Origin of the sequence: Streptomyces sp. bgisy159, from assembly GCF_965341775.1 — a bacterium.
Classification (GTDB): Bacteria; Actinomycetota; Actinomycetes; order Streptomycetales; family Streptomycetaceae; genus Streptomyces.
Window position 1 is genome coordinate 238,794 of sequence record NZ_CBDQZH010000002.1, and the last position, 24,701, is coordinate 263,494.

A 24,701-nucleotide genomic window follows, 5' to 3' on the forward strand; every position below is an offset into this window, starting at 1 on the left:
TCTTCGCCTGGGTCGCGGGTGCGGCAGCCCCGGGCGGGCGGTTCGCTCAGTGGCCGCCGCCCGGCTGTTCGTCGTCCCGGCGGCGGACGGCCGCCCGGCCCTCCAGCTCCTCCGCGAGGGCCCGGGCCCTGTCCGAGAGTCGGGGGCGTTCCTCGCCCCTGGGCACGGGAGGCGGCGGGTCGACCGGGTCCTGCGCGGGCGGCTGTCCGACCGGCCCGTGCGGGGATCGCTGCTCGACCGGCCCGTGCGGGGACCGCTGTTCGAGGGGCTCGCGGCGTCCCCGGTCGCGGGCGGCTCCGGTGTCACCGGGCAGCGCGAGCGGGGGCACGCTCGGCCGGCCGTTGCGGCGTACGACCGTGCGCCGCTCGGAGGGCGCCGTCCGCTTCTCCCGCGGCTCGCGCCCGGGAAGCCGCACGTCGGCCGCCGGACCGGAGACCGGCTCCTCGCCGGCCCGTCCGTCCCTCTCGTACTCGGCGTCATCCTCGTCACCGTCCGCCGGGGGCGGCACCGGCACCACCGACCCGTCCGCCACCGACCGCTCCCGTTCCCCCCGCCGCTCCACGCGCGTCACCTCGGAAGGGGGCCGCAGCAGTTCCACGTACGGCAGCGGGATCACCTCACCGCCCCGCTCCCCCTCGGCCCGGCGGGCCCGGCGCGGCCGGCGTCCCGTCCGGGCGTCCTCCTGGCCCTGCACGTAGGCCGCCGTGATCCGCTCCTCGTAGGCCCGCCGTATCGCCGGCAGTTGCTCGGCGACCACGTCGGCCCAGCCCGCGCTGTACGCGGCCAGCTCACGCCGGTCGAGTTCCGCCCGGGGGAGGACGACCAGGTCCTCCGGCGCGTGTCCCAGACGGAGGACGAGCTCGGAGACACGGGCGATGAGATGTGGCAGATCGGAGGCTTGTTCGAGCCAGTCGATCACATGCTGATGCCGCGCGTTGCTCGCGTCCCCGTCCACCCCGTTGGCCTTGCTCTCGTCCCTGCCCCATCGCGCCCCCCGCGCGAGGACGGCTGCCCGGCCGCCGTCCACCGTCGTCTGACGCGCTCTCAGTTCCCCGCTGCGAGCGCTGTGTTCACTGTCTCTTCACCGACGGGAGGACGGCCGGATCCTACTCCACGGACCTGACGCGACCTCCACCGCACCCCGCATCACCGCAGGTCCGGACGGCGCCACCGGGTGGTTCCTCGGCAAACACGGAACGGCACCACGGGATTACTCGTACACTAGTTCGAACAGACGCTTCGAACACCCCCAGAGGCGCCACCTGTACCACCAGCCCAGCGGACAGACCGGAAAGCAGGCAGCAGACATGGCGACTGGCACCAGCGACTCCCGACAGCAGCCGATCGACACCTACACCCGCCTCGCCCACCTCCTGCACACCCCCACCGGCGACCGCGAGGCCCTGCTCGACCGCGTCTACGAGGAGCTGCTGGCCCGGGAGTCGCGCGCGTACGCCGCCGGCTGGTCGGACGCGCTGACGGCGGCCCGCCGCAACACCCCTCCCAAGCGGCCCTGACGGAAGCAGGCCCGCCCCCCAGAGCGGACAGATGTGGGGCGTCCGCGCGCCGGGGGTCCGACTGCCTGCGGACACCCGAATCCGCCTCAGGTGGCGAGAGCCTCCCAGAGAAGCCTCGCGATGAGCGCCGCCGCCCCGAAGGCCACGGCCGCCAGGAAGGGCAACGCGAGGCAGCCCCAGGACACGTTGTCAGCGGCCGCCTTCCGCGGTGTGATCCGCGCGACCGCCGGCCGGTCCGGCAGATAGACGACCCCCACAGACTCCCCGACCTGTGGAATCAGTGCCTCCGTCAGCACTTTGCTCTGAAAAGTGTGCTCGTCGCCCGAATCGTCGAGGAACAGAACCATCAGCCGAACTCCACGCCGGGCCGGTATCAGACCGACGCATTCTCCGTCCGTCCGTTCGCCCACCCTTCCCAACAGCCGTTCATCCGAGAGCAGTCGGATGACAAACCGCATCGCCCGCAGGGAGAAATAGAGCCCCAGCGCCGGTAGCGAAGAAACGATGAGGGCGGCAACTAGGGAAACGAGCACGGAATCACGGACCCCTTCGTAGGACATCGGAATCCAAAGGAGGTCTTATGACCGTCCCACCCAACCCGGCATTCCGCGAACTGAGCAACTTCGTGAACGGCATGATAGACCAGATCAATCACTACATCGAGGTGGCCTACAGCTCCGTGGGCAGCGCCTTCGAAGCACCGGCCAACTGGCTGAAGCACATGGATCCGGACGGCAGCTCGATCAATGCGTCGAGTCAGAGCCTGTACTGGAGCGAGCAGTTGGCCAAGTTCGACGTCAGCGCCGTGACGGCGTCGTTCGACGGCTTCAAAGTGGATGAGTCCGGCGTGTACCTCATGGGCGCGAAGATCTACGAATTCCCCTGGGTCAGCGCGCTGGAGAACGGACGCGGAACCGCGTCCGCCGCAGCTCGGACGGTCACGGCCCTCGAAGGACGGGTGGACGATCTGGCCCAGTCGAGGACCCGCGTCGACGGTCGACTCGCGGACCTCCGCACCGATGTCGACCGGGCGCGGACCATCGCGCGATCCGCGCACGACGGCGCCGTCGATCTCGTCGCGGATCTCGAACAGGACATGAGGCGACGGTTCGGCAGGGTCGACGGCGACATCAAGGTCGTGGAGGGGTCGGCCAAGCGGGCCCACAGGCGCCTCGACGCCGTCGACCGCGTCAGGCGACGGCAGGGCGAGGCCATCCGTGCCGCCGCCGGCGCCCCCAGTGTGACAAGCCAGGACCCCAAGCGCCTCAAGGACGCGGCCGCACAGGTTCGCGCTCTCGAATCCCGGGTCACCGACCTGCTCCGCGCCCTGGGCTAAGGCTGTCCACGCAACCGGACCCGCTCCCCTGAAAAGAGGTTTCCGTGTCGCTCGTTTCAAGTCTGCGAAAATCCTCCACAGCGTTGCAATCATTCAGAACGAAGGCCTCCGGCGCCGCCGAAGCGGCGAAGGCCGTAGGTAGCCAGGCCAAGGCCGGGGAATCAGGAATTCGGAAGCTGAAGTCCTCCGCGCAGGCTTCCACCACCCAGCTCAAGCAGCTCAAGACCGCCGCCGACCGCACCGAGAAATCCCTCGCCAGAGCCGGCCGGACCGGATCCTCCGCCGGTAGGAACCTCGGCAAGTACGAGGCGGGCGCCAAGAAGGCGGCCAAGGGGCAGGACAAGATGAACAAGTCGATGAAGGGCAACTTCTTCGGCATGCTCATGGACCTGCTGATGCCGCTCATCGAGAAGGTCGTCGAGATGGCGACCAGGTCGAAGACCATGCAGAAGGTGCTCAAGACGGCCTTCGGGGTCATCAAGTCGGTGATCAGCAAGGTCATGAAGGCCATCGGGCCGATCATGAAGAAGGCCGCCAAGCTGATCAAATCGGTGTGGAGCGGCATCAAGAAGGCGATCACCGCCGTGGTCAAGGCGGTAGCCAAGGTCATCAAGACCTACGTCGGCGTCTGGAAGAAGGTCATCGGCACCGCGCTCAAGGCGATCAAGTCGGTCGTCTCCGGCGTGTGGCGGGGCATCAAGGCCGTCATCTCACCGGTCGTCCGCTGGATCAGGTCGGCCGTCCCGAACGCCTTCCGCGCCGTGAAGAACAAGCTGTCCAGCATCTGGGGCGGCCTGAAGGGCATCGCGGGCCGCGCCTTCAACGGCATCAAGAGCGCCGTCAAGGGCCCGATCAACGCCGTCATCGGCATCATCAACCGCGCGATCGGCGCCCTGAACCGCATCAAGGTGTCGATCCCCGGCTGGGTGCCCGGCGTCGGCGGCAAGACCTTCGGCGTCCACCTGCCGAGGATCCCCGCCCTGGCCGCCGGCGGCGTCGTGATGCCCCGCTCCGGCGGTGTCCCCGCGATCCTCGCCGAGGCCGGCGAGGCCGAGGCCGTCCTGCCGCTCAGCAAGCTCGACCGGCTGCTGCGCCGCGCCGCCGCGCACGGCATGCCGTACGCCGGTGCCTCCGCCGCCGACGGCGCCGCCCTGCACATCGAGCACTACTACGCGGCCGAGACCAGCAGCCCCCAGCGCACCGCCGACGCGCTGATGTTCCTGGCCAAGGCACGCGGATGAGCGCCGCGGCCATGAGCGTGCCGGTCAACCCCCTCGCCGGGGTGGCACCGGCCCTGCGCGCCTTCCGTACGGGCGTCGACCGCGGCGGCGGTGCCCTGCGCGGCCTCACCGGACGGATCCGCTCCGCCGCCGGCGCCGCCGACCGCATCCGCTCTGCCGCCGACGGGGCCGCCGACGCCGTACGCCGTACCAAGGCGGACGCCGACGCCGCCGCCCGCACCCTCACCAGGACCGGCCGGAGCGCCGGCACCACCGCGGCCGGCGTCAGGACGCTCAGCGGCCGGGCCAAGAACGTCACCCGGGCCCTCGGCAGGCTCGGGTCGGCCGGCGGTCTGCTCGCCCTGATCGGCTCCCTCGCCGGCGCCGCCGGCGGCCTCGGCAGCCTGCTCGGCGCGTTCGGCACCGCCACCACCATCGGCTCCGCCGTGATGACGGCGCTCAACCTCGTCACCCGCGCCAACCCCATCGGCTTCGTCACCGGCCTGCTCCTGCCGGTCGCCGGCTGGCTGCTGGACCTGGCGATGAACTCACGGACCGGGCAGCGTCTGATGCAGCAGACGGCGACGGTGGTCATGAAGTACGTCCGGCTGTACCTGGCGATCCTGGCGCCGCTGCTGAAAGCGATCGGGAAGGCGGTGACCACGTACGTCACCGTCTACCTGACCGTCATCACCACCGCGCTCAGGGTCGTCGGCAAGCTCGTCGGCACCGGCTTCGCCGTCCTGAAGGCCCTCACCACCGGCGACACCCGTGCCCTGCGCGGCAAGGTGTCGGCGATCTGGCGCGGGTTCAGGAACGCGGTCAAGCCGGTCCTGACATGGATCACCAGGGACATTCCCCGGATGTTCGGCCGGGTGAAGCAGGCGACCGCCGGCACGCTCGGCGCGATCGGCAGGTTCGTCACCACGGGCGCCCAGACCGTCGCGGGCGTCGTCAAAGGGCCGGTCCAGGGCCTGATCGCGTTCGCCAACTGGGTCATCGACGGGCTCAACAGCCTCAGCTTCAGCATCCTCGGCAAGAAGTTCGGCATCGACATCGACAAGATCCCCATGCTCGCCGAGGGCGGTGTCGCGGTGCCCGGCGCCGCCCCTCGGACCGGCCGCGTCCTGCCGCTGCACGCGCTGCGCCCGCACCGGGCCCTCGCCCGCCGGGACCGGCCGGCCACCGCCCGCCGCGGCCACCGCGTCCGGGAGTTCCACGAGAGCCCCGCCGCCGGCCCGCACGGCATCGCCGAGGACCTGCTCTTCCTGGCGGCCGCGCACGCCCACGCGTAAGCGCACCCCGCGCAGGAGCCCCGCGCGCAAGAGCCCCATGCGCAAGAACCGCATGCGCAAGAGCCCCGCGCGCAGGAGCCCCGCGCCCAAGAGCCATGACACCCCTGACAGTGAGGTGACGGCCCCATGGCCGAGACGACCACAACCGCATACGCCCCCACGGACGACGTACCCCCCGGCTCACTCATCACCCAGGACGGGCAGATGCAGTGGGCCGGACTGCTGCTCGGCCCGGGCACCCCCTACGAGATCGACCGCGGCGGCCTGACCGGCTGGGAGGACCTGCCGGAGTACGACTCCAGCGACGCCGACCACCCCACCGCGCACGGCGCCTGGCCCGGCGCCCGCTACGCCCGCCCCCGCAGGATCGGCGGCTCGGTGTGGACCGTACCGGCGCCGGACGACGCCGCCTCGCTGGAGGCGATCCGCGCCCTGCGCCAGGCGCTGCTGCTCGGCGACACCGAGCGCTGGCTGGCGGTGCGGCTGCACGGCGAGACGCTGGCCGTGCGCGCCCGGGTCAGCCAGCGGGTGCTGGCCGCCGACCGGACGTACACCACCCAGGGCGTCTCCCGGGCGAGCGTGCAGTGGTACGCCACCGACCCGCGCCGTTACTCCGTCACCGAGCGGACCGCCGTCACCGGCGCCCCGCAGCCGGAGAGCGGCCTGACCTGGCCGCTGACCTGGCCGCTGTACTGGGGCCAGGCGGCCTCCACCGGCGACGTCACCGTGGACAACGGCGGCTCCGCGCCCACCCACCCGGTGCTCACCTTCACCGGTCCGTGCGGCAACCCGACCGTCACCGACCGCAACTCGGGCCGCCGGCTGCGCTACTCCATCGTCCTGGCGGCCGGCGACGAACTGGTCGTGGACACCGCGGCGGGCACGGTCACCCTCAACGGCACCGCCTCCCGCCGGCACACGGCGGCCGCCGACAGCAGCCCCGAGGAACTGTTCGCGTTCGCCCCGGGCCGCGCCCAACTCGCGTTCCGCCCCGACACCTTCGGCCCCGGCGCCCGCATGTCGGTGCGCTGGCGCGCGGCGGAGTGGTGACCCCGTGACCGCCGCGAAGGCCGGACGAGGAGAGACGACCCCATGACCGTACGATCAGCCTGGCTCACCGAGTTCGGGCAGACCCGCGAGGACACCCGCGTCACCCTCTCCGGGCTGCTCACCCCGGACGCCTCCACCCCGCAGGACACCCCGCTCAGGGCCCGCGGCGGCATCGTCCCCGGCGGCTTCGCGCTCACCGGCACCGCGGGCGCCATGACCTGCGTCATCGGCGCGGGCCGCGCCTTCGTCCCGGGCGGCCGGACGGCCCAGGGCACCTATCCGGTCGCGGTGACCGAACCGGAGACCCTGACGATCGCCGACGGCGACGCCCAGTACGACCGGATCGACCTCGTCGAACTCGCCGTCCAGGACGGCGTGTACGACGGCACCGCCGAGACCCGGGCACTGGTCCGCCTGGTCCCGGGCACGCCGGCCGCCACCCCCGTGGTCCCGAACACACCCGACGGCAGTGCCCTGCCGCTGTACCGCATCCTGGTGCCCGCCCGGGTGTCGGCCGGCACCGGCGGGCTGGACTGGGGCAGCGCCGTCACCGGCCTGCGCCGCCCGACCGTGGCCGTCGGCGGGATCGTCCCCGCCTCCGGCTTCACCGGCGCGTACGCCGGCCAGTACCGGGACACCCCGGGCGGGCTGGAGCGCTGGGACGGCTCCGCCTGGGTCGGCTACCCGAAGGCGGTCGGCGGCATCGCCCCGGCCGGCGCGCTGACCGACGGCTCCTACGTCGGCCAGCACCGGGAGGACGACGCCGGCCGGCTGCAGCGCTGGGACGGCTCCACGTGGCAGTTCGTCCAGGGGCGTACGTCGGTCCTCTACAGCGCCTCGCAGACCAGCAAGCAGTCGGTGCCGAGCAACGTGTGGACGCTGATCGCCCTGCAGACCGCCGACGTGGACGACGCCGCGGGGCACGACGGCTTCGGCGTCTACACCGTGCCGCGGGCCGGCTGGTGGCGGGTGACCGCCAACATCACCTGGACCGGCGACAACCCGTCGGCCGGCTCCCGCGGCGCGCGGGTCTACGTCAACGGCAGCGGGGTCCCGAGGGGCACCTGGCTCGTCGGCGCCGGCCCGGCCGCGACCAGCGTCGGCGGCGGCTGCCTGGTGCGGCTGGCGGCCGGCGACCGGCTCGCCCTGTACGGGCTGCAGAACTCGGGCTCCACCGTCACCACGCTGGGCGGCTCCGGCTACTACACGAACCTCGCCGCCGAGTGGATCAAGTCCTGACGAACCGTCACCGCCTTTCGCCGACCAGGGAGACCAGCGAATGAACCTGCGCAGCTCATGGGTGGCCGAGACCGGCCAGACCCGCGAGGACACCCGGCTGACCCAGCTGGGCGCGACCACCCCGACCAACCCGATCCAGGTCCGCTCCGGCGTCCTGCCCGGCTCCTACGACGGCCTGTACCGCCTCGCCGGCTTCTGGCTGGACGGCGGGGCGGGCACCATGACCGCCACCGTCCACGAGGGCCGGGCGGTGATCCAGGCCGAGAGCGGGCAGGGCGCCTACCCGGTCGCCCTGGCCCACCAGACCCCCCTGACGTTCGCCGACGGCGACGCCCAGGGCGACCGGATCGACCTCGTCGTCCTGCGGATCTACGACAACGTGTACGACGCCTCCGGCCGCACCGAGGCCGCCCTGGAGATCGTCCGGGGCGAACCCGGCGCGAACCCGCAGGCGCCGGCGCCGCCGCCGATCGCCCTGCCGATCTACCGGGTCACCGTCCGGGCCGGGGCCGGCGCCGGCAACGGCGGCGTCAACTGGAACGCCGACGTGGAGGACCTGCGCACCCCGACCGTCGCGATCGGGGGCATCCTGCCGGCCGTAGGCGAGACCGGGGGCGGCGCCTACCCCGGCCAGTACCGCGACTCCGGCGGCGCGCTGCAGCGCTGGGACGGCTCGGCCTGGGTGCCGTACCCGAGCGCCCTGGGCGGCATCGCCCCGGCCGGCGCGGTCACCACCGCCAGCTACACCGGCCAGTACCGCGACAGCTCCTCCGGCGTCCTGCAGCGCTGGAACGGCTCCTCCTGGGTGTCGTACCAGCCGGTGCCCGCCTGGACCGACTACACGCCGGTGTGGGGCGCCGAGAACGGCACCGCCCCGAGCATCGGCAACGGCGTCCTCGCGGGGTCGTACGCCAAGCTCGGCACGGTCGTGCACGTGCGGATCTACCTGAGGATCGGCTCGACGACCAACCTCGCCGCCCAGGACCCCAACGGCAACTGGACGTTCAGGCTCCCGGTCGCGCCGGTGTCGACGAGCTGGAAGCTGGACGGCCGGGTACTGACCGCCGTCGGCTTCGACGCCTCCGAGAACCGCATGTGGCAGGGCAGCGGTCTGCTCTCCGCCGGCAACGGCGGCTCCGTCCGCTCGCTGCGCGACACCCTGCACAACACCGGCGACATCTGGGACAAGGGCTACCCCTTCGACTGGGGCACCGGCGACGTCCTGTCGATCCACGGCACCTACGAATCCGCCTCCTGACCCGTCCGCGAAAGGACTGTAGATGAACGCCCGTTCCGCCTGGCTGTCCCCGGCCGGCCAGACCCGCGAGGACACCCGCGTCGCCGCGCTCGGCGCCCACACCCCGGTCTCCCCCGTCGCCACCCGCTCGGGCGTCCTGCCCGGCTCCTACACCGGTGAGCACACCGTGTCCGGCTTCTGGCTGGCCGGCGCCGCCGGCGCCATGACCGCCGAGGTCAGCACGGGCCGGGCGGTGATCCAGGCCGAGGAGTCGCGCGGCGCCTACCCGGTGTCCCTCACCGAGGGAGTGCCGCTCACCTTCGCCGACGGCGACGCCCAGTACGACCGCGTCGACCTCGTCGTCCTGCGGATCTACGACGACGCCTACGACGGCTCCGGGCGCACCGAGGCCGTCGTCGAGATCGTCCCCGGCACCCCGGCCGCCGTGCCGTCCGCGCCCGCCGCGCCCGGCCTGTCGCTGCCGCTGTTCCAGGTGCTCGTGACGGCCACCGCGAGCAACGGCAACGGCGGCATCAACTGGGGCACGGCCCTCACCGACCTGCGCCCCACCACGGTCGCCCTCGGCGGCATCGCACCCACCAAGCCCGACGACACCGTCAAGGGCGCCTACCCGGGCCAGTACCGCGACGTCAACGACGCCCTGCAGCGCTGGAACGGCACCGCCTGGGTGCCCTACCCGAGGGACATCGGCGGTATCGCCCCGGCCGGCGCCGTCACCACCGGCGGCTACCCCGGCCAGTACCGCGACTCGGCGGGCGGCGTCCTGCAGCGCTGGAACGGCTCGGCGTGGCTGCCGGCGGTCACCCCGTCCGCGTTCACCGCGTCCCTGGACGCCGGGACCACCGCGTCGACGACGTACACCGCCGCCCTCGACAACACGGCCGTCTCCGCGCTGACCCTCGACTTCACCGCCCCGGGCACCGGAGCGGTGCTGCTCCACTTCGGCGCCCGCATGGTGACCCAGGGCAGCACCACCACCGCCGCGTTCATGGCCCCGCGCATCACCCGGGGCGCCACGGTCGTCTGGGAACCGTCGAACGACGAGTACTCCGCCATGTACGGCGGCACCGTCTCCTGCTCGGTCTCCACGATGTGGCGGCTGTACGGGCTGACGCCCGGCACGGTCTACACGATGACCGCCCTGCACCGCTCCGGCAGCGCCTCGGTCACCTGCGGCTTCGACAACATCTTCCTGCGCGTCGACCCCGCCAACTGACCCCCCTCCGCCTCGACTTCCCCCAAGGAGGGAACATGCCCGTACGTTCCGGCTGGCTCTCCCCGGACGGCCAGACCCGCGAGGACACCCGTCTCGCGGCGCTCGGCGCGCTCACCCCGACCTCTCCCGTCACCACCCGCTCCGGCATCCTGCCGGGCTCCGCCGACGGCCAGTGGCGGATCTCCGGGTTCACCGTGCAGGGCGACCCCGGCACGATGTCCGCCCTCGTGTACCCCGGCCGGGCCGTCATCCAGGGCACGGACACCCGGGGCGCCTACCCGGTGGCGCTGACCGAGACCCTGCCGCTGACCTTCGCCGACGGCGACCCCCAGTACGGCCGGGTCGACCTGGTCGTGCTGCGCGTCCACGACGACCCGTACGACGGCTCCGGGCGCACCGAGGCCGTCGTCGAGATCCTCCCCGGCACCCCGGCCGCCCTGCCGGCCGCGCCCGCGGCCCCCGATCTCGCGCTCCCGCTGTACGAGGTCGCCGTACCGGCCGGGGCGAGCACCGGCTCCGGCGGCCTCGACTGGGGCACCGCGCTCACCGGCCGCCGTACCGCCACGGTCGCCGTCGGCGGCATCCTGCCGGTCACCAGCGACACCTCGATCGGCGCCTACCCGGGCCAGTACCGCGACGCGGGCGGCCGCCTCCAGCGCTGGACCGGCTCGGCGTGGACCGACTACCCGGTGCCGCCGGCCTGGCAGAGCTGGACCCCGGCCTGGACCACCAACTCCGGCAACGCCACCCCGTCCTACGGCAACGCCGACGTCAACTGCCGCTACCTCAAGTCCGGTACGACGGTGCACCTGAACTTCGTGATCCAGTTCGGCACCACCACCGACTTCGGCGCGAACCCCACCTCGGCCGACAACTGGCGCTTCTCGCTGCCGGTGCCGGCGTCCGCCGCCCACCCGGTCGTCGGCTTCGCCGAACTGGGCGCGTCCAACTCCGCCCGCGTCATGAGCCGGATCCACCTGCCCCACACCACCGCCTTCGAGCTGGGCGTCTCCTCCGGCCGGCCCGACGCCTCGGCGATCGGCGGCGCCGGCCAGGGCACCGTCGACGCCCTGTCGCCCTGGACCTGGAGCCCGCCCCACGCCATCCGGGGCACCGCCACCTACGAGGCCGCCTCATGAGCACCGACACCCCGTACCGCGCGATCTTCTGCGACCTGCGCGACGACACCACCATCGACATCCTGCCGCTGCGGGACGTCACCGTCGACGACTACCTCGGCAAGGCCGGCTCGCTGTCCGGGACCGTCCCGGTGCCCGACGCCCAGATGGCCGCCCGGGTCCGCCGCATCGAGGAGGGCCGCACCGCCGTCTACCTCCAGCGCGGCAACGACCTGTGGTGGGGCGGCATCATCTGGACGGCCACGCTGCAGAGCTCCGACCGGGGCGTGCTCAGCCTCGGCATCCAGGCGGCCACCTTCGAGTCGTACGCCGGCCGCCGCCGCATCCGCGCCGACCTGTCCTTCACCGACGTGGACCAGCTGGTCGTGGCGCGCCGGCTGTGGGAGCACCTGCAGCTCGGCCGGTTCGCCGACGAGGCGGACAAGCCGACCGTGATCGGCGGGAACATCGGCGTCACCTACGGCTACGAGACCTCCGGGCAGATGCGCTCGGCCCGCTACCGGGACGGCGACGAGACCGTCTATCTGGAGGCGATCGACGCGCTCGCCGCCCTGGACGACGGCTTCGAGCACCACATCGCCGTCTACCGCGACCCGGCCACCGGCGCCCGGGTCCGCCGGCTGCGCCTGGGCAGCCCGAAGATCCGCACCGGGACCACCGACCTGGTGATGGACCGCCCGGGCACCATCCTGTCGTACGCCTTCCCGCGCGACGCCACCCGCGGCGGCACCACCGCCCGGGCGCGCGGCGGCAGCGACAACACCAACCAGGCCGCCGAGTCGCGCCCAGTGTTCGCCGACGCCGACGAGGCGGCCGCGCTGATCGCGGCCGGCTACCCGCGCATCGACCTGTCCTCCGACCACAACGAGACGACCAGCGCAGCCGTCCTGAAGTCCCTGGCCACCGCCGAACTCGCGCAGGCCACCGGGGCGGTGGTGATCCCCGCGGTCAGCGTCCGCCTCGACGACCTGGTGCCGCCCGCGCTGCTCGGGCGGACCGTGCGCATCCGGATCACCGACGAGTGGTGGACCGAGGGCCTGGACGCCCGCTACCGGGTCATCGGCGTCAAGGTCAGCCCGGCGCAGCGCGGCCGCCCCGACACCGCCGAGCTCTACCTGGAGGAGGCCTGATGCCCCAGCTGCCCGAAGACATCATCGACCGGCTGACCCAGATGGAACGCCGCATCCAGCAGCTGTCCACCGCCGTCAACAGCCGGCCGGCGCTCAACCGGATCTCCGGTGGCGGCGTGGAGATCACCGACGGCGGCTATCTCGCCGTACGCCCGCCGGGCGGCGGTCCGGCGGTGTTCGCGGTGGGCGCGTGGAGCGGCGCCGAGTACGGCATGGCGGTGCGCCGCCAGACCGGCTCGCTCGCCATGAGCCTGCACAACGGCGACGGCTCCAGCACCTCGCTGCAACCGCTGCGCGTCTACGACAACGACGGGCGGGAGCTGTTCGCCGACGACGTCAACAACGGCGGACTGGCCCGGCCCTGGCTGAACATGCTGCCGCCGCAGGACACCGCGGTCGCCCGCTGGCCGCAGACCACCGCGACCTCCTGGGCGACGATCGCCATGTCGTACAACGTGGTCTGGCAGCCCAAGCTGCGGCTCCTGCTGCAGACCCGGGCCTCCTCCGGCGCCGCCGGCAGCGTCCGGGTGCTGCTCAACGGCGCCCCGTGGGGCGACACGGTCGGTGCCGGCGCGGACTTCGACCACACCGCCCTGGTCGCCGCCGACTTCGCCACGGTGTACGGCACGCTGCTCAAGGTCGAGGTCCAAGCCCAGGTCACCAGCGCCTCCGGCACCGTCTACGCCCACCCGGTCCTGATGTACGGCCGCCAGTCCTGACCGCCCGGAGGAACCCATGGACATCGACCCCACCCAGCCCTGGGGCGTCGCGATCGACTACGCCGGCCGCGCCACCCTCGCCGAGTCCGGCCACACCATCCACGTCAACGTCTCCGACACCAGCCTGAGCAGCGTCATCGCGCCCGACTCGATCACCGGCACCTACTCCCCGGTCACCGTCACCGCCCAGTTCACGGAGACCGGGGAGAACGGCGCGGTGCTGCGCGGCACCGGCCGGGTGACCGTCCTCCCGGTCGGCACGGCCCCGGTCGTTCCCGACCGGACAGCCGTCCAGCGGGCCGTCACGGCCGCCCTGGACGACTTCACCGCCCACACGGCGGCGTACCTGGCGCTGTGCCGGACCTGGGCCACGACGGCACCGCCCGCGGAACCCGACCCGACGTAGTCCCCGGGCCCCGCGCCCCCACACCCGCACCTCCCGGACCCCGAGCCGCCCCACCGGCCGGGGTCTTCCCATGCCCGCACCCAGACCCGTCAGGCAGGCACCCATGGCACATCCCCTCAGCGCGGACGCCCTCGTCGCCGCGCTGCGCAAGGAAGGCGTCACCGTCACCGAACACCCCGGCTGGCGCACCCACAACCGCAACCACAAGGGCAGTTGGGGTCCGGTCAACGGCGTGGTCGTCCACCACACCGTCACCAGCGGCACCGCCCCCAGCGTCGCCCTCTGCTTCAACGGCCACTCGGCCCTCCCCGGCCCCCTCTGCCACGGCGTGATCGCCAAGGACGGCACCGTCCACCTCGTGGGCAACGGCCGCACCAACCACGCCGGGCGCGGCGACGGCGACGTCCTGCGCGCGGTCGTCGCCGAGCGCGCCGTCCTCCCCCCGCCGCGCCGCAACGACACCGACGGCAACGTCCACTTCTACGGCTTCGAGTGCGTCAACCTCGGCAACGGCAAGGACCCGTGGCCCGAGGCCCAGCTGGAGGCCGTCGTCCGCGCCGCCGCGGCGATCTGCCGCGCCCACGGCTGGACCGCCCGCTCGGTGATCGGCCACAAGGAGTGGACCGACACCAAGGTCGACCCGCGCGGCTTCGCGATGACGGACCTGCGCGCCCGCATCGCCACACGGCTCGCCGACAAGCCCGCCCCGCAGGGCCACCGGCCGGCCCCGGCCGGTACCGCCCCGGCGTACCAGCCCTACCCCGGCGCCGCCTGGTTCCGCACCCACCCCCACTCCCCGATCGTCACGGCGATGGGCCGCCGCCTGGTCGCGGTCGGCTGCTCGGCGTACGCCAAGGGGCCCGGCCCCCAGTGGACGGAGGCCGACCGTCGCTCCTACGCCAAGTGGCAGCGCAGGCTCGGCTTCACCGGCGCCGACGCCGACGGCTGGCCGGGCGCCCGGTCCTGGGCGGCCCTGAAAGTCCCGTACAGCTCCTGAGGAACGAGCCGCTCCGCAAGACGAGCCGCTCCTTCCGGAAACGAGGTTCCCGTGTCCGAGGCCGCCAAGCGAACCCTCCGCACCGTAGTCCAGACCGCTGTCGGCCTGTGCGTCCTGCTGCCGACGGTCGTCGACGCCGCCGGCTTCCCCGAGACGCTCCCGTGGGCGGCGGCCGCGCTGACCGCCGCCGCGGCCGTGACCCGGGTGATGGCCCTGCCCGGCGTCCAGGCGCTGCTGCCGTCCTGGCTCCGCACGGACGTCCACCCCGACGACGCCGCCCTGCCGGCCCTGCGGGACGACCCGAGCACCCGCCGGGGGGACGCGTGAACGAACCCCACCCGCTGTCCGACCCCACCGCCGTAGCCGTCGAACTGGAACGCCTGCGCGGCACCGTGGAGGCCGGGTTCGCCCGGGTCGACGGCTCCCTCGCCCTGCTGGTGCAGCGCAGCGACCAGACCGACAAGCAGCTCGCCGACCACGAGCAGCGGCTGGACGCCCTGGAGCGCTCCCGCTGGCCGCTCGCCAGCATCGGCGCCCTCGCCGCGGTCTCCACGGCGGCGATCGCCGTCTGGGAACTCGCACTGCGCTGACCCGGCTCCTTGCCGGGCCCCGGCAGAGTCCGCCGTCGGTACACATCCGACCGCACCCCCTGCCCGCCCGCCCCCCGGTCCCGCACCATCGACCCGTACGGCCGCCTCTCGCGGCCGAACGGGGAATCAGGGACGAGGACCGGGGGGCCCGCCATGCCGCACGACCCGCACACGCTGACCGGACAGCTCGACGCGCTCGGCGTCGACGTCCGCCTGGCCGTCATCGAGTACGGCGACTGCCTCGCCGAGTACGGCCCGCGCGCCGACGACCCGGACGTCCCGCGCGCCGCGCTCGACGACTACGCGCTCGCCCTCGACCTCGCGTCCCTGGCCCGCCGGGCCCCCGCCGAGGACGTGCCCGCCCTGCTCACCGTGGGCACCAAGGCGCTGCTCCGCTTCCACCGCGCCGTGCGCGGCTGACCGGCTCCGACACGACGTAGCTGCCGGAGCCCGGCAGCTACCGCACCACCGACCGGGGAGGTGGCACCATGCGGCACACCCTCAGCACACGCAGGCCGAAAGCCCTGCTGCACGGCTGGCTCATCGGCAACATCGGCTTCTTCGTCCTGATGGCGGTCGTCGGGGGGCTCTCCCTCGACGGCGCCGCCGTCGGCCTGGCGCTCTACGGCGCGCTCGTGCTGCCCCCGATGGCAGCCGGCCTGCGCCTGACCGGGAAGACCCCGCCGGACGAGCCCGCCCGCGCCCTGCGCCCGGCCGGCCGCACCACCGGCACCGGGACGACACCGGACGACGGGACGGCCACCGACACCGAGCAGGCCATCACCCGCTACGGCGAACTCCTGCGCACCCACCCCTACGTCCCCGGCGCCACCGCCGACGCGGAGGAACTGGCGGACTACCGCACCGCCCTCGACGTCTACGAGCAGGCCAAGCGCGCCCCCGCCGCCCAGGTGCCGGCGCTGCTGGCCCGCGGCGGTTCCGCGCTGGCCCGGCTGAACGGCGACGACCGCCCGACCGCCGACGTCGTCTGGAACCACGGCAGCGGCTCCATGAAGCTGCGCCTTCCCCGCCCCGCCACCGACGGGCCCGCGGTGCTGGCGTTCGAGACGCAGACCGCGCAGCGCTTCAGCGTGCACACCCGCACCGGCCACCCGGCCCGGCGTCAGCTGCTCCTCGACGGCGGCCCGGAGCCCACCGCCGCCCACATCACCGTGCCCCCGCAGGACGGCGACACCCTGCACGTCGAGGTGACCGCCCGCGGCCCCTGGCGGCTGGCCCTGCGCCCGATCAGCGAGGCGCGACGGCTCCCCGGCGGCGGCCGGATCCGCGGTCGGGGCACCGAGACCGTGCTGAAGAGCGGCGGTCCCCGCGTCCTGGACTTCGAGCACCACGACGACACACCGTTCGTCGTACGGCGGCTCACCCGCTCCCTGCGCACCGCCGAGGTGCTGGCCGAGGGCCGCGGCCACGCCCGGCTCAGCCTCGCGGTGACCGACCGCTGCGCCGTCCGCGTCGACAGCGGCGGGACCTGGACGCTGCGGGCCCCGAAGTGCTGACCACCGTGAGAACGCCGAAGGGCGGTCACCCCGTGCCGTACGGGGTGACCGCCCTTCAACTCAGTTCAACCACTCACTGGTTGTACGGACCGTAGTCGTAGTCCTCCAGCGGAACGGCCTGGCCGGAGCCGGTGCCGAACGGCGAGTAGTCGATGTCGTCGTAGCCGACGGCCGAGTACATCGCGGCCTTGGCCTCCTCGGTCGGCTCCACCCGGATGTTGCGGTAGCGGGACAGACCCGTACCGGCCGGGATGAGCTTACCGATGATGACGTTCTCCTTGAGGCCGATGAGGCTGTCGGACTTGGCGTTGATCGCCGCGTCCGTCAGGACTCGGGTCGTCTCCTGGAAGGAGGCGGCCGACAGCCAGGACTCCGTCGCCAGCGAGGCCTTGGTGATACCCATCAGCTGCGGACGACCCGAGGCCGGGTGACCGCCTTCCTGGACCACACGACGGTTCTCGGTCTCGAACTTCGAGCGCTCGACCAGCTCACCGGGCAGCAGCTCGGCGTCGCCGGACTCGATGATCGTCACGCGGCGCAGCATCTGCCGGATGATGATCTCGATGTGCTTGTCGTGGATCGACACACCCTGCGAGTTGTAGACCTTCTGGACCTCGCCGACCAGGTGGACCTGGACGGCACGCTGGCCCAGGATGCGCAGCACGTCGTGCGGGTTGGTGGCACCCACGGTGAGCTTCTGGCCCACCTCGACGTGCTCGCCCTCGCTGACCAGGAGTCGGGCACGCTTCGAGATCGGGTACGCCGTCTCGTCGCTGCCGTCGTCCGGGGTGACGACGATCTTCTTGGTCTTCTCGGTCTCCTCGATCCGCACGCGGCCGGAGGCCTCGGAGATCGGGGCGACACCCTTCGGGGTACGGGCCTCGAAGAGCTCGACGACACGCGGCAGACCCTGGGTGATGTCGTCACCGGCCACACCACCGGTGTGGAAGGTACGCATCGTCAGCTGGGTGCCGGGCTCACCGATGGACTGGGCGGCGATGATGCCGACCGCCTCACCGATGTCCACCAGCTTGCCGGTGGCCAGCGAGCGGCCGTAGCACATGGCGCAGGTGCCGACGGCGGACTCGCAGGTCAGGACCGAGCGGGTCTTGACCTCCGCGACACCGTGCTTGACCAGCTCGTCGATGAGCACGTCACCGAGGTCGGTGCCGGCCGGGGCCAGCACACGGCCGTCGACCACGATGTCCTCGGCGAGGCAGCGCGCGTACACGGACGTCTCGACGTCGTCCGCCTTGCGCAGCACGCCGTCGGCGCCGACCTCCGCGATCTGGAGGCGCAGACCGCGCTCGGTGCCGCAGTCCTCCTCGCGGATGATGACGTCCTGGGAGACGTCGACCAGACGACGGGTGAGGTAACCCGAGTCGGCGGTCCGCAGAGCGGTGTCCGCCAGACCCTTACGGGCACCGTGCGTGGAGATGAAGTACTCCAGCACGGACAGGCCCTCACGGAACGACGCCTTGATCGGACGCGGGATCGTCTCGTTCTTCGCGTTCGACACCAGACCACGCATACCGGCGATCTGACGCATCTGCATCATGTTGCCTCGTGCGCCCGAGTTCACCATCATGAAGATCGGGTTGGTCTTCGGGAAGTTGTCGTTCATCGCCTCGGCGACCTCGTTGGTCGCCTTGGTCCAGATCGCGATGAGTTCCTGCGTGCGCTCGTCCTTGGTGATCAGACCGCGCTCGTACTGCTTCTGGACCTTCTCGTCCTGCGCCTCGTAGCCGCGGACGATCTCCTTCTTCGCCTCGGGGACGACGACGTCGGAGATGGCGACGGTGACACCGGAACGGGTGGCCCAGTAGAAGCCGGCCGCCTTCAGGTTGTCGAGCGTCGCCGCCACGATGACCTTCGGGTAGCGCTCGGCGAGGTCGTTGACGATCTCGGAGAGCTGCTTCTTGCCGACCTCGTAGTCGACGAACGGGTAGTCCTCGGGCAGCAGCTCGTTGAAGAGCGCACGGCCCAGCGTGGTCTTCAGCCGGAAGCTGTCACCCAGCTGCCACTCCCCCGCCGCGACCCGGTCGTCGCCTTCCTCTCCGGCCGGCGGCGTCCAGCCGCGCGGCGGGATGGTGCCCACCGGGAAGCGGATGTCGATCGGCGCCTGCAGCGACAGCTCGCCCGCGTCGAACGCCATGATCGCCTCGGCGACGGACGCGAAGGACCGGCCCTCGCCCTTGATGTCGCGCATCTCGCCGTCGGTGGTGAGGAAGAACAGACCGAGGACCATGTCCTGGGTCGGCATCGTCACCGGACGGCCGTCGGCCGGCTTGAGGATGTTGTTCGAGGACAGCATCAGGATGCGGGCCTCGGCCTGCGCCTCCGCGGACAGCGGCAGGTGCACGGCCATCTGGTCACCGTCGAAGTCCGCGTTGAACGCGGTGCAGACGAGCGGGTGGATCTGGATGGCCTTGCCCTCGACCAGCTGCGGCTCGAAGGCCTGGATGCCGAGGCGGTGCAGCGTGGGCGCACGGTTCAGCAGAACCGGGTGCTCCGCGATGACCTCTTCCAGCACGTCGTACACGACCGTGCGGCCGCGCTCGACCATGCGCTTGGCGCTCTTGATGTTCTGCGCGTGGTTCAGGTCGACCAGGCGCTTCATCACGAACGGCTTGAACAGCTCCAGCGCCATCGCCTTCGGCAGACCGCACTGGTGCAGCTTCAGCTGCGGGCCGACGACGATCACGGAACGCGCCGAGTAGTCGACGCGCTTGCCGAGCAGGTTCTGACGGAAGCGGCCCTGCTTGCCCTTCAGCATGTCGCTGAGGGACTTCAGCGGGCGGTTGCCGGGACCGGTGACCGGGCGACCACGGCGGCCGTTGTCGAACAGCGCGTCGACGGCCTCCTGAAGCATGCGCTTCTCGTTGTTCACGATGATCTCGGGCGCACCGAGGTCGAGCAGCCGCTTCAGACGGTTGTTCCGGTTGATCACACGGCGGTACAGGTCGTTCAGGTCGGAGGTCGCGAAGCGGCCACCGTCCAGCTGCACCATCGGACGCAGGTCCGGCGGGATGACCGGCACGCAGTCGAGCACCATGCCCTTGGGGCTGTTGCTGGTCTGCAGGAACGCCGAGACGACCTTCAGGCGCTTGAGCGCACGGGTCTTCTTCTGGCCCTTGCCGGTACGGATGATCTCGCGGAGGCGCTCGGCCTCCTCGTCGAGGTCGAAGGACTCCAGGCGCTTCTGCAGCGCCGCGGCACCCATCGAACCGTCGAAGTACGTGCCGAAGCGGTCACGCAGCTCGCGGTAGAGGAGCTCGTCGCCCTCCAGGTCCTGGACCTTGAGGTTCTTGAAGCGGGTCCACACCTCGTCGAGGCGGTCGATCTCGCGCTGCGCGCGGTCGCGCAGCTGCTTCATCTCGCGCTCGGCGCCCTCGCGCACCTTGCGGCGCACGTCGGCCTTGGCGCCCTCGGCCTCCAGCTCGGCCAGGTCGGTCTCGAGCTTCTTGGCCCGGGCCTCCAGGTCGGCGTCCCGGCGGTTCTCGATCTGCTGCCGCTCGACCGAGACGTGCGCCTCCAGGGAGGGCAGGTCGCGGGTGCGGCGCTCCTCGTCGACGTACGTGATCATGTACGCCGCGAAGTAGATGACCTTCTCCAGGTCCTTCGGGGCGAGGTCGAGCAGGTAGCCCAGCCGCGACGGAACGCCCTTGAAGTACCAGATGTGCGTGACGGGCGCGGCCAGCTCGATGTGGCCCATCCGCTCACGGCGCACCTTGGCGCGGGTGACCTCGACGCCACAGCGCTCGCAGATGATGCCCTTGAAGCGGACGCGCTTGTACTTGCCGCAGTAGCACTCCCAGTCCCGGGTCGGACCGAAGATCTTCTCGCAGAAGAGTCCGTCCTTCTCGGGCTTGAGCGTGCGGTAGTTGATGGTCTCCGGCTTCTTGACCTCGCCGTGGCTCCACTGACGGATGTCGTCAGCGGTGGCCAGACCGATCCGGAGCTCGTCGAAGAAGTTGACGTCGAGCACTATGCGTCAATCCCTCTCAGGGTTGTGAAGTCTGTGGTCTGAAACGGGGGCCTGGGGGTCGGCGGGCCCTGGTGGGTGCAGGGCCCGCCGGACTCCCGTCAGACCTCTTCGACGCTGCTCGGCTCGCGCCGGGACAGGTCGATGCCGAGCTCCTCCGCAGCGCGGAAGACGTCCTCGTCGGTGTCACGCATCTCGATGGACATACCGTCGCTGGACAGCACCTCCACGTTCAGGCAGAGCGACTGCATCTCCTTGATGAGCACCTTGAAGGACTCGGGGATGCCGGGCTCGGGGATGTTCTCGCCCTTGACGATGGCCTCGTAGACCTTCACGCGGCCCGTGACGTCGTCGGACTTGATGGTCAGGAGCTCCTGCAGGGCGTAGGCGGCGCCGTACGCCTCCAGCGCCCACACCTCCATCTCACCGAAGCGCTGGCCACCGAACTGGGCCTTACCACCCAGCGGCTGCTGGGTGATCATGGAGTACGGGCCGGTCGAACGGGCGTGCAGCTTGTCGTCGACCAGGTGGTGCAGCTTCAGGATGTACATGAAGCCGACCGAGATCGGGTCCGGGAACGGCTCACCGGAGCGGCCGTCGAACAGCCGCGCCTTGCCGGACGGGAGCACCATGCGCTCGCCGTCGCGGTTCGGGATGGTGTGCTGCAGCAGACCCGCCAGCTCGTCCTCGCGCGCACCGTCGAAGACCGGGGTGGCCACGTTGGTGCCCGGGGCGACCGAGTCGGCGCCGATGACCTGGAGGCGCTGCGCCCACTCGTCGGCGAGGCCGGAGACGTCCCAGCCGCGGCTGGCGAGCCAGCCGAGGTGGATCTCCAGGACCTGTCCCGGGTTCATTCGGGACGGCACGCCCAGCGGGTTGAGGATGATGTCGACCGGGGTGCCGTCCTCCAGGAACGGCATGTCCTCGATCGGCAGGATCTTGGAGATGACGCCCTTGTTGCCGTGGCGGCCGGCGAGCTTGTCACCGTCGGTGATCTTGCGCTTCTGCGCGACGTAGACGCGCACCAGCTGGTTGACACCGGGGGGAAGCTCGTCGCCCTCCTCGCGGTCGAAGACGCGCACGCCGATGACCTTGCCGGTCTCGCCGTGCGGCACCTTCAGCGAGGTGTCGCGGACCTCGCGGGCCTTCTCACCGAAGATCGCGCGGAGCAGGCGCTCCTCGGGGGTCAGCTCGGTCTCGCCCTTGGGCGTGACCTTGCCGACGAGGATGTCGCCGGCGATGACCTCGGCACCGATGCGGATGATGCCGCGCTCGTCGAGGTCGGCGAGGACCTCCTCGGAGACGTTCGGGATGTCCCGGGTGATCTCCTCCGGGCCGAGCTTGGTGTCACGGGCGTCGACCTCGTGCTCCTCGATGTGGATCGAGGAGAGGACGTCGTCCTGCACGAGGCGCTGCGACAGGATGATCGCGTCCTCGTAGTTGTGACCCTCCCACGGCATGAACGCGACCAGCAGGTTCTTGCCGAGCGCCATCTCGCCGTTCTCGGTGGCCGGACCGTCGGCCAGCACCTGGCCGGTGATGATCCGGTCACCCTCGTTGACGATGACCTTCTGGTTGACCGAGGTGCCCTGGTTGGACCGGGAGAACTTGGCCAGGCGGTACGTGATGTACGTGCCGTCGTCGTTGGCGGTGGTGATGTAGTCCGCGGAGACCTCCTGGACCACACCGTCCTTCTCGGCCTTGACCACGTCGCCGGCGTCGACCGCGGAGCGGTACTCCATGCCGGTGCCGACGAGCGGCGCCTCGGACTTGATGAGCGGAACGGCCTGGCGCATCATGTTCGCGCCCATGAGGGCGCGGTTGGCGTCGTCGTGCTCCAGGAAGGGGATCATGGCGGTCGCGACCGACACCATCTGGCGCGGCGAGACGTCCATGTAGTCCACGTCCTCGGGGGCGACGTAGTCGACCTCGCCGCCGCGGCGGCGGACCAGGACGCGGGCCTCCTCGAAGCGCATGTCGGCCGTGAGCGGCGCGTTGGCCTGCGCGATGACGAAGCGGTCCTCCTCGTCGGCGGTCAGGTAGTTCACCTCGTCGGTGACCTGGCCGTCGACGACCTTGCGGTACGGGGTCTCGACGAAACCGAACGCGTTGACCCGGCCGTAGGTGGCGAGCGAGCCGATCAGACCGATGTTCGGGCCTTCGGGGGTCTCGATCGGGCACATGCGGCCGTAGTGCGAGGGGTGCACGTCGCGGACCTCGAAGCCGGCCCGCTCACGGGACAGACCACCCGGGCCGAGCGCGGACAGACGACGCTTGTGCGTCAGCCCGGACAGCGGGTTGTTCTGGTCCATGAACTGCGACAGCTGGCTGGTGCCGAAGAACTCCTTGATGGAGGCGACGACCGGCCGGATGTTGATCAGGGTCTGCGGCGTGATCGCCTCGACGTCCTGGGTCGTCATCCGCTCGCGGACGACACGCTCCATACGCGCCAGACCCGTGCGGACCTGGTTCTGGATGAGCTCGCCGACGCTGCGCAGACGGCGGTTGCCGAAGTGGTCGATGTCGTCGGTCTCGACGACGATGTTCGTACCGCTGTCGCCGACCGTCTCGGTCTCGCCCGCGTGCAGCTTCACCAGGTACTTGATCGTCGAGATGATGTCCTCGACGGTCAGGATGCCGGCGTCCAGCGGGGCGTCCGCGCCCAGCTTCTTGTTGACCTTGTAGCGGCCGACCTTGGCCAGGTCGTAGCGCTTGGGGTTGAAGTAGAGGTTCTCCAGCAGCGTCTGCGCGGCCTCACGGGTGGGGGGCTCGCCCGGACGCAGCTTGCGGTAGATGTCGAGCAGCGCGTCGTCCTGGCCCTGGGTGTGGTCCTTCTCCAGGGTGGCGCGCATGGACTCGTACTCGCCGAACTCCTCCAGGATCTGCTCGGTGGTCCAGCCGAGCGCCTTCAGGAGGACGGTGACGGACTGCTTGCGCTTGCGGTCGATGCGGACACCGACCATGTCGCGCTTGTCGATCTCCATCTCCAGCCAGGCACCCCGGGACGGGATGATCTTGGCGGAGAAGATGTCCTTGTCGGAGGTCTTGTCGATGGAGGAGTCGAAGTAGACACCCGGCGAACGGACCAGCTGGGACACGACGACACGCTCGGTGCCGTTGATGACGAAGGTGCCCTTGTTGGTCATGAGCGGGAAGTCGCCCATGAAGACCGTCTGGGACTTGATCTCGCCGGTCTCGTTGTTCGTGAACTCGGCCGTGACGAAGAGCGGAGCCGCGTACGTGAAGTCGCGCTCCTTGCACTCGTCGATGCTGTTCTTCGGGGGCTCGAAGCGGTGGTCGCGGAACGTCAGCGACATCGACCCGGAGAAGTCCTCGATCGGGGAGATCTCCTCGAAGATCTCCTCCAGACCGGACTTGGTGGGGACGTCCTGACCGGACTCCAGAGCCGCCTCGACCCGACTCTGCCAGGCGGTGTTGCCGAGCAGCCAGTCGAAGCTCTCGGTCTGCAGCGCGAGCAGGTTCGGAACCTCGAGAGGCTCCTTGATCTTTGCAAAGGAGATGCGCAGCGGGGCGGTGCTGGCGCCGTTGTTCGTATTCGCGGTCGAGGCGGTGCGCGAGGCGGCCAAGAGGGGGTCCTTCCGAGGGCTCGGACTCACTACGCGCTCCCCGGCCCCTCACCGGTGCACAGAGACAGAGATCCCAGGTGAGGGAGTTTCCATCGTCGATGCTGAAGTGAGGGCAGACCCCTGGTGACGGGCAGGGGACAGCTAACAGGCAGCGCAAAGGGTCAGTGTAGCCACTTGGCACACTGATGTCCAGTGCGGGTTTTCGAGACCCTCGTCGGCCCTCATTGTTCTTCTCTCAACATCTGCGACAAGGCGCTGCCCTCAACGCACGTTGATACTGCCCTCTTCGCCGTCGATCCATGCCTCGGATTCGGACCGTTGTGACGACGCGTCCTGAGAATTGCGCGCTGCGTGCGGTTCGTCAAGGCCCCCCGGCCCCTGCCAGGGGCGTCCGGAGACACGACGAAGATCACCATACCCCCGGCCGACCCGGACGCAAGGAAACCGAGGCCGCACCCCCGGCAACGCCGAAGAGCGACCACCCAGATGGATGATCGCTC

The 24,701-nt window shown here is 71.2% G+C and carries 21 protein-coding genes; 17 read left to right on the top strand and 4 right to left on the bottom strand.

What is annotated here, in order from left to right; genetic code table 11:
• Positions 1-46: 46 nt before the first annotated feature.
• Positions 47-919, bottom strand: a complete 873-nt coding sequence (locus ACSLTV_RS03175; protein ID WP_435611583.1) for a hypothetical protein — start codon at positions 917-919, stop codon at positions 47-49.
• A gap of 388 nt (positions 920-1,307) precedes the next feature.
• Between ACSLTV_RS03175 and ACSLTV_RS03180 the strand changes: the two genes are divergently transcribed.
• Positions 1,308-1,517: a hypothetical protein gene (locus tag ACSLTV_RS03180; RefSeq protein ID WP_432134196.1), complete on the top strand. Its 210-nt coding sequence runs from the start codon at positions 1,308-1,310 to the stop codon at positions 1,515-1,517.
• Between the two features lie 86 nt (positions 1,518-1,603).
• On the opposite strand, the gene ACSLTV_RS03185 is transcribed toward ACSLTV_RS03180, so the two are convergent.
• Positions 1,604-2,077, bottom strand: coding sequence for a hypothetical protein (locus ACSLTV_RS03185; RefSeq protein WP_432134197.1), 474 nt, complete (start codon positions 2,075-2,077; stop codon positions 1,604-1,606).
• 20 nt (positions 2,078-2,097) lie between these two features.
• On the opposite strand from ACSLTV_RS03185, the gene ACSLTV_RS03190 reads away from it, so the two are divergent.
• From ACSLTV_RS03190 to ACSLTV_RS03265, 16 genes are all read left to right on the top strand, one after another.
• Positions 2,098-2,853 (top strand): hypothetical protein, encoded by a 756-nt coding sequence (locus tag ACSLTV_RS03190; protein ID WP_432155453.1) that lies wholly within the window; start codon positions 2,098-2,100, stop codon positions 2,851-2,853.
• A gap of 44 nt (positions 2,854-2,897) precedes the next feature.
• The gene (locus ACSLTV_RS03195; protein WP_435611584.1) at positions 2,898-4,094 is read left to right on the top strand and encodes a phage tail protein; all 1,197 of its coding nucleotides are present in this window, start codon (positions 2,898-2,900) and stop codon (positions 4,092-4,094) included.
• Between the two features lie 11 nt (positions 4,095-4,105).
• On the top strand, positions 4,106-5,368 hold the full coding sequence (locus tag ACSLTV_RS03200; RefSeq protein WP_432155455.1) for a tape-measure protein: 1,263 nt from the start codon (positions 4,106-4,108) through the stop codon (positions 5,366-5,368).
• 126 nt (positions 5,369-5,494) lie between these two features.
• Positions 5,495-6,418 carry a phage distal tail protein gene (locus ACSLTV_RS03205; RefSeq protein WP_432134201.1) on the top strand — a complete coding sequence of 308 codons (924 nt, stop codon included), beginning with the start codon at positions 5,495-5,497 and terminating at the stop codon, positions 6,416-6,418.
• Between the two features lie 42 nt (positions 6,419-6,460).
• Positions 6,461-7,657, top strand: a complete 1,197-nt coding sequence (locus ACSLTV_RS03210; RefSeq protein WP_432134202.1) for a hypothetical protein — start codon at positions 6,461-6,463, stop codon at positions 7,655-7,657.
• Positions 7,658-7,697: 40 nt separating this feature from the next.
• Positions 7,698-8,915: a hypothetical protein gene (locus ACSLTV_RS03215; RefSeq protein WP_432155458.1), complete on the top strand. Its 1,218-nt coding sequence runs from the start codon at positions 7,698-7,700 to the stop codon at positions 8,913-8,915.
• Positions 8,916-8,937: 22 nt separating this feature from the next.
• On the top strand, positions 8,938-10,131 hold the full coding sequence (locus ACSLTV_RS03220) for a hypothetical protein (protein ID WP_435611585.1): 1,194 nt from the start codon (positions 8,938-8,940) through the stop codon (positions 10,129-10,131).
• 35 nt (positions 10,132-10,166) lie between these two features.
• Complete coding sequence (locus ACSLTV_RS03225; protein ID WP_432134205.1) at positions 10,167-11,270, top strand: hypothetical protein; 1,104 nt, start codon at positions 10,167-10,169, stop codon at positions 11,268-11,270.
• Positions 11,267-12,400: a hypothetical protein gene (locus ACSLTV_RS03230; protein ID WP_432134206.1), complete on the top strand. Its 1,134-nt coding sequence runs from the start codon at positions 11,267-11,269 to the stop codon at positions 12,398-12,400. The genes ACSLTV_RS03225 and ACSLTV_RS03230 overlap by 4 nt, the downstream gene beginning before the upstream one ends.
• Entirely contained in the window at positions 12,400-13,119 is a 720-nt protein-coding gene (locus ACSLTV_RS03235) for a hypothetical protein (RefSeq protein WP_432155460.1), read from the top strand. Before ACSLTV_RS03230 ends, ACSLTV_RS03235 begins: the two co-directional genes overlap by 1 nt.
• A gap of 16 nt (positions 13,120-13,135) precedes the next feature.
• Complete coding sequence (locus tag ACSLTV_RS03240) at positions 13,136-13,525, top strand: ATP-binding protein (RefSeq protein ID WP_432134208.1); 390 nt, start codon at positions 13,136-13,138, stop codon at positions 13,523-13,525.
• A gap of 103 nt (positions 13,526-13,628) precedes the next feature.
• The gene (locus ACSLTV_RS03245; protein ID WP_435611586.1) at positions 13,629-14,522 is read left to right on the top strand and encodes a peptidoglycan-binding protein; all 894 of its coding nucleotides are present in this window, start codon (positions 13,629-13,631) and stop codon (positions 14,520-14,522) included.
• Positions 14,523-14,573: 51 nt separating this feature from the next.
• Positions 14,574-14,849 carry a hypothetical protein gene (locus tag ACSLTV_RS03250; RefSeq protein WP_432134210.1) on the top strand — a complete coding sequence of 92 codons (276 nt, stop codon included), beginning with the start codon at positions 14,574-14,576 and terminating at the stop codon, positions 14,847-14,849.
• Positions 14,846-15,112, top strand: a complete 267-nt coding sequence (locus ACSLTV_RS03255; protein WP_432134211.1) for a hypothetical protein — start codon at positions 14,846-14,848, stop codon at positions 15,110-15,112. The genes ACSLTV_RS03250 and ACSLTV_RS03255 overlap by 4 nt, the downstream gene beginning before the upstream one ends.
• 153 nt (positions 15,113-15,265) lie before the next feature.
• Positions 15,266-15,532, top strand: a complete 267-nt coding sequence (locus ACSLTV_RS03260; RefSeq protein ID WP_432134212.1) for a hypothetical protein — start codon at positions 15,266-15,268, stop codon at positions 15,530-15,532.
• 68 nt (positions 15,533-15,600) lie between these two features.
• Entirely contained in the window at positions 15,601-16,629 is a 1,029-nt protein-coding gene (locus tag ACSLTV_RS03265) for a hypothetical protein (protein ID WP_435611587.1), read from the top strand.
• Positions 16,630-16,702: 73 nt separating this feature from the next.
• Here the strand turns inward: ACSLTV_RS03265 and ACSLTV_RS03270 are convergent, their stop codons facing one another.
• Together ACSLTV_RS03270 and rpoB are read right to left on the bottom strand one after the other, a co-directional pair.
• Positions 16,703-20,617 carry a DNA-directed RNA polymerase subunit beta' gene (locus ACSLTV_RS03270; protein ID WP_432134214.1) on the bottom strand — a complete coding sequence of 1,305 codons (3,915 nt, stop codon included), beginning with the start codon at positions 20,615-20,617 and terminating at the stop codon, positions 16,703-16,705.
• A gap of 98 nt (positions 20,618-20,715) precedes the next feature.
• Positions 20,716-24,201, bottom strand: a complete 3,486-nt coding sequence (gene rpoB / locus ACSLTV_RS03275; RefSeq protein WP_432134215.1) for a DNA-directed RNA polymerase subunit beta — start codon at positions 24,199-24,201, stop codon at positions 20,716-20,718.
• Between the last annotated feature and the right edge of the window lie 500 nt (positions 24,202-24,701).

What these genes read in the sequence shown, in the direction of transcription:
- ACSLTV_RS03240 (WP_432134208.1), top strand. Translation starts at nt 13,136, where the DNA reads ATGGACATCGACCCCACCCAGCCCTGGGGCGTCGCGATCGACTACGCC.
- ACSLTV_RS03205 (WP_432134201.1), top strand. Translation starts at nt 5,495, where the DNA reads ATGGCCGAGACGACCACAACCGCATACGCCCCCACGGACGACGTACCC.
- ACSLTV_RS03220 (WP_435611585.1), top strand. Translation starts at nt 8,938, where the DNA reads ATGAACGCCCGTTCCGCCTGGCTGTCCCCGGCCGGCCAGACCCGCGAG.
- ACSLTV_RS03230 (WP_432134206.1), top strand. Translation starts at nt 11,267, where the DNA reads ATGAGCACCGACACCCCGTACCGCGCGATCTTCTGCGACCTGCGCGAC.
- ACSLTV_RS03185 (WP_432134197.1), bottom strand. Translation starts at nt 2,077, where the DNA reads ATGTCCTACGAAGGGGTCCGTGATTCCGTGCTCGTTTCCCTAGTTGCC.
- ACSLTV_RS03190 (WP_432155453.1), top strand. Translation starts at nt 2,098, where the DNA reads ATGACCGTCCCACCCAACCCGGCATTCCGCGAACTGAGCAACTTCGTG.
- ACSLTV_RS03245 (WP_435611586.1), top strand. Translation starts at nt 13,629, where the DNA reads ATGGCACATCCCCTCAGCGCGGACGCCCTCGTCGCCGCGCTGCGCAAG.
- ACSLTV_RS03260 (WP_432134212.1), top strand. Translation starts at nt 15,266, where the DNA reads ATGCCGCACGACCCGCACACGCTGACCGGACAGCTCGACGCGCTCGGC.
- ACSLTV_RS03180 (WP_432134196.1), top strand. Translation starts at nt 1,308, where the DNA reads ATGGCGACTGGCACCAGCGACTCCCGACAGCAGCCGATCGACACCTAC.
- ACSLTV_RS03200 (WP_432155455.1), top strand. Translation starts at nt 4,106, where the DNA reads ATGAGCGTGCCGGTCAACCCCCTCGCCGGGGTGGCACCGGCCCTGCGC.
- ACSLTV_RS03265 (WP_435611587.1), top strand. Translation starts at nt 15,601, where the DNA reads ATGCGGCACACCCTCAGCACACGCAGGCCGAAAGCCCTGCTGCACGGC.
- ACSLTV_RS03235 (WP_432155460.1), top strand. Translation starts at nt 12,400, where the DNA reads ATGCCCCAGCTGCCCGAAGACATCATCGACCGGCTGACCCAGATGGAA.
- ACSLTV_RS03225 (WP_432134205.1), top strand. Translation starts at nt 10,167, where the DNA reads ATGCCCGTACGTTCCGGCTGGCTCTCCCCGGACGGCCAGACCCGCGAG.
- ACSLTV_RS03215 (WP_432155458.1), top strand. Translation starts at nt 7,698, where the DNA reads ATGAACCTGCGCAGCTCATGGGTGGCCGAGACCGGCCAGACCCGCGAG.
- ACSLTV_RS03210 (WP_432134202.1), top strand. Translation starts at nt 6,461, where the DNA reads ATGACCGTACGATCAGCCTGGCTCACCGAGTTCGGGCAGACCCGCGAG.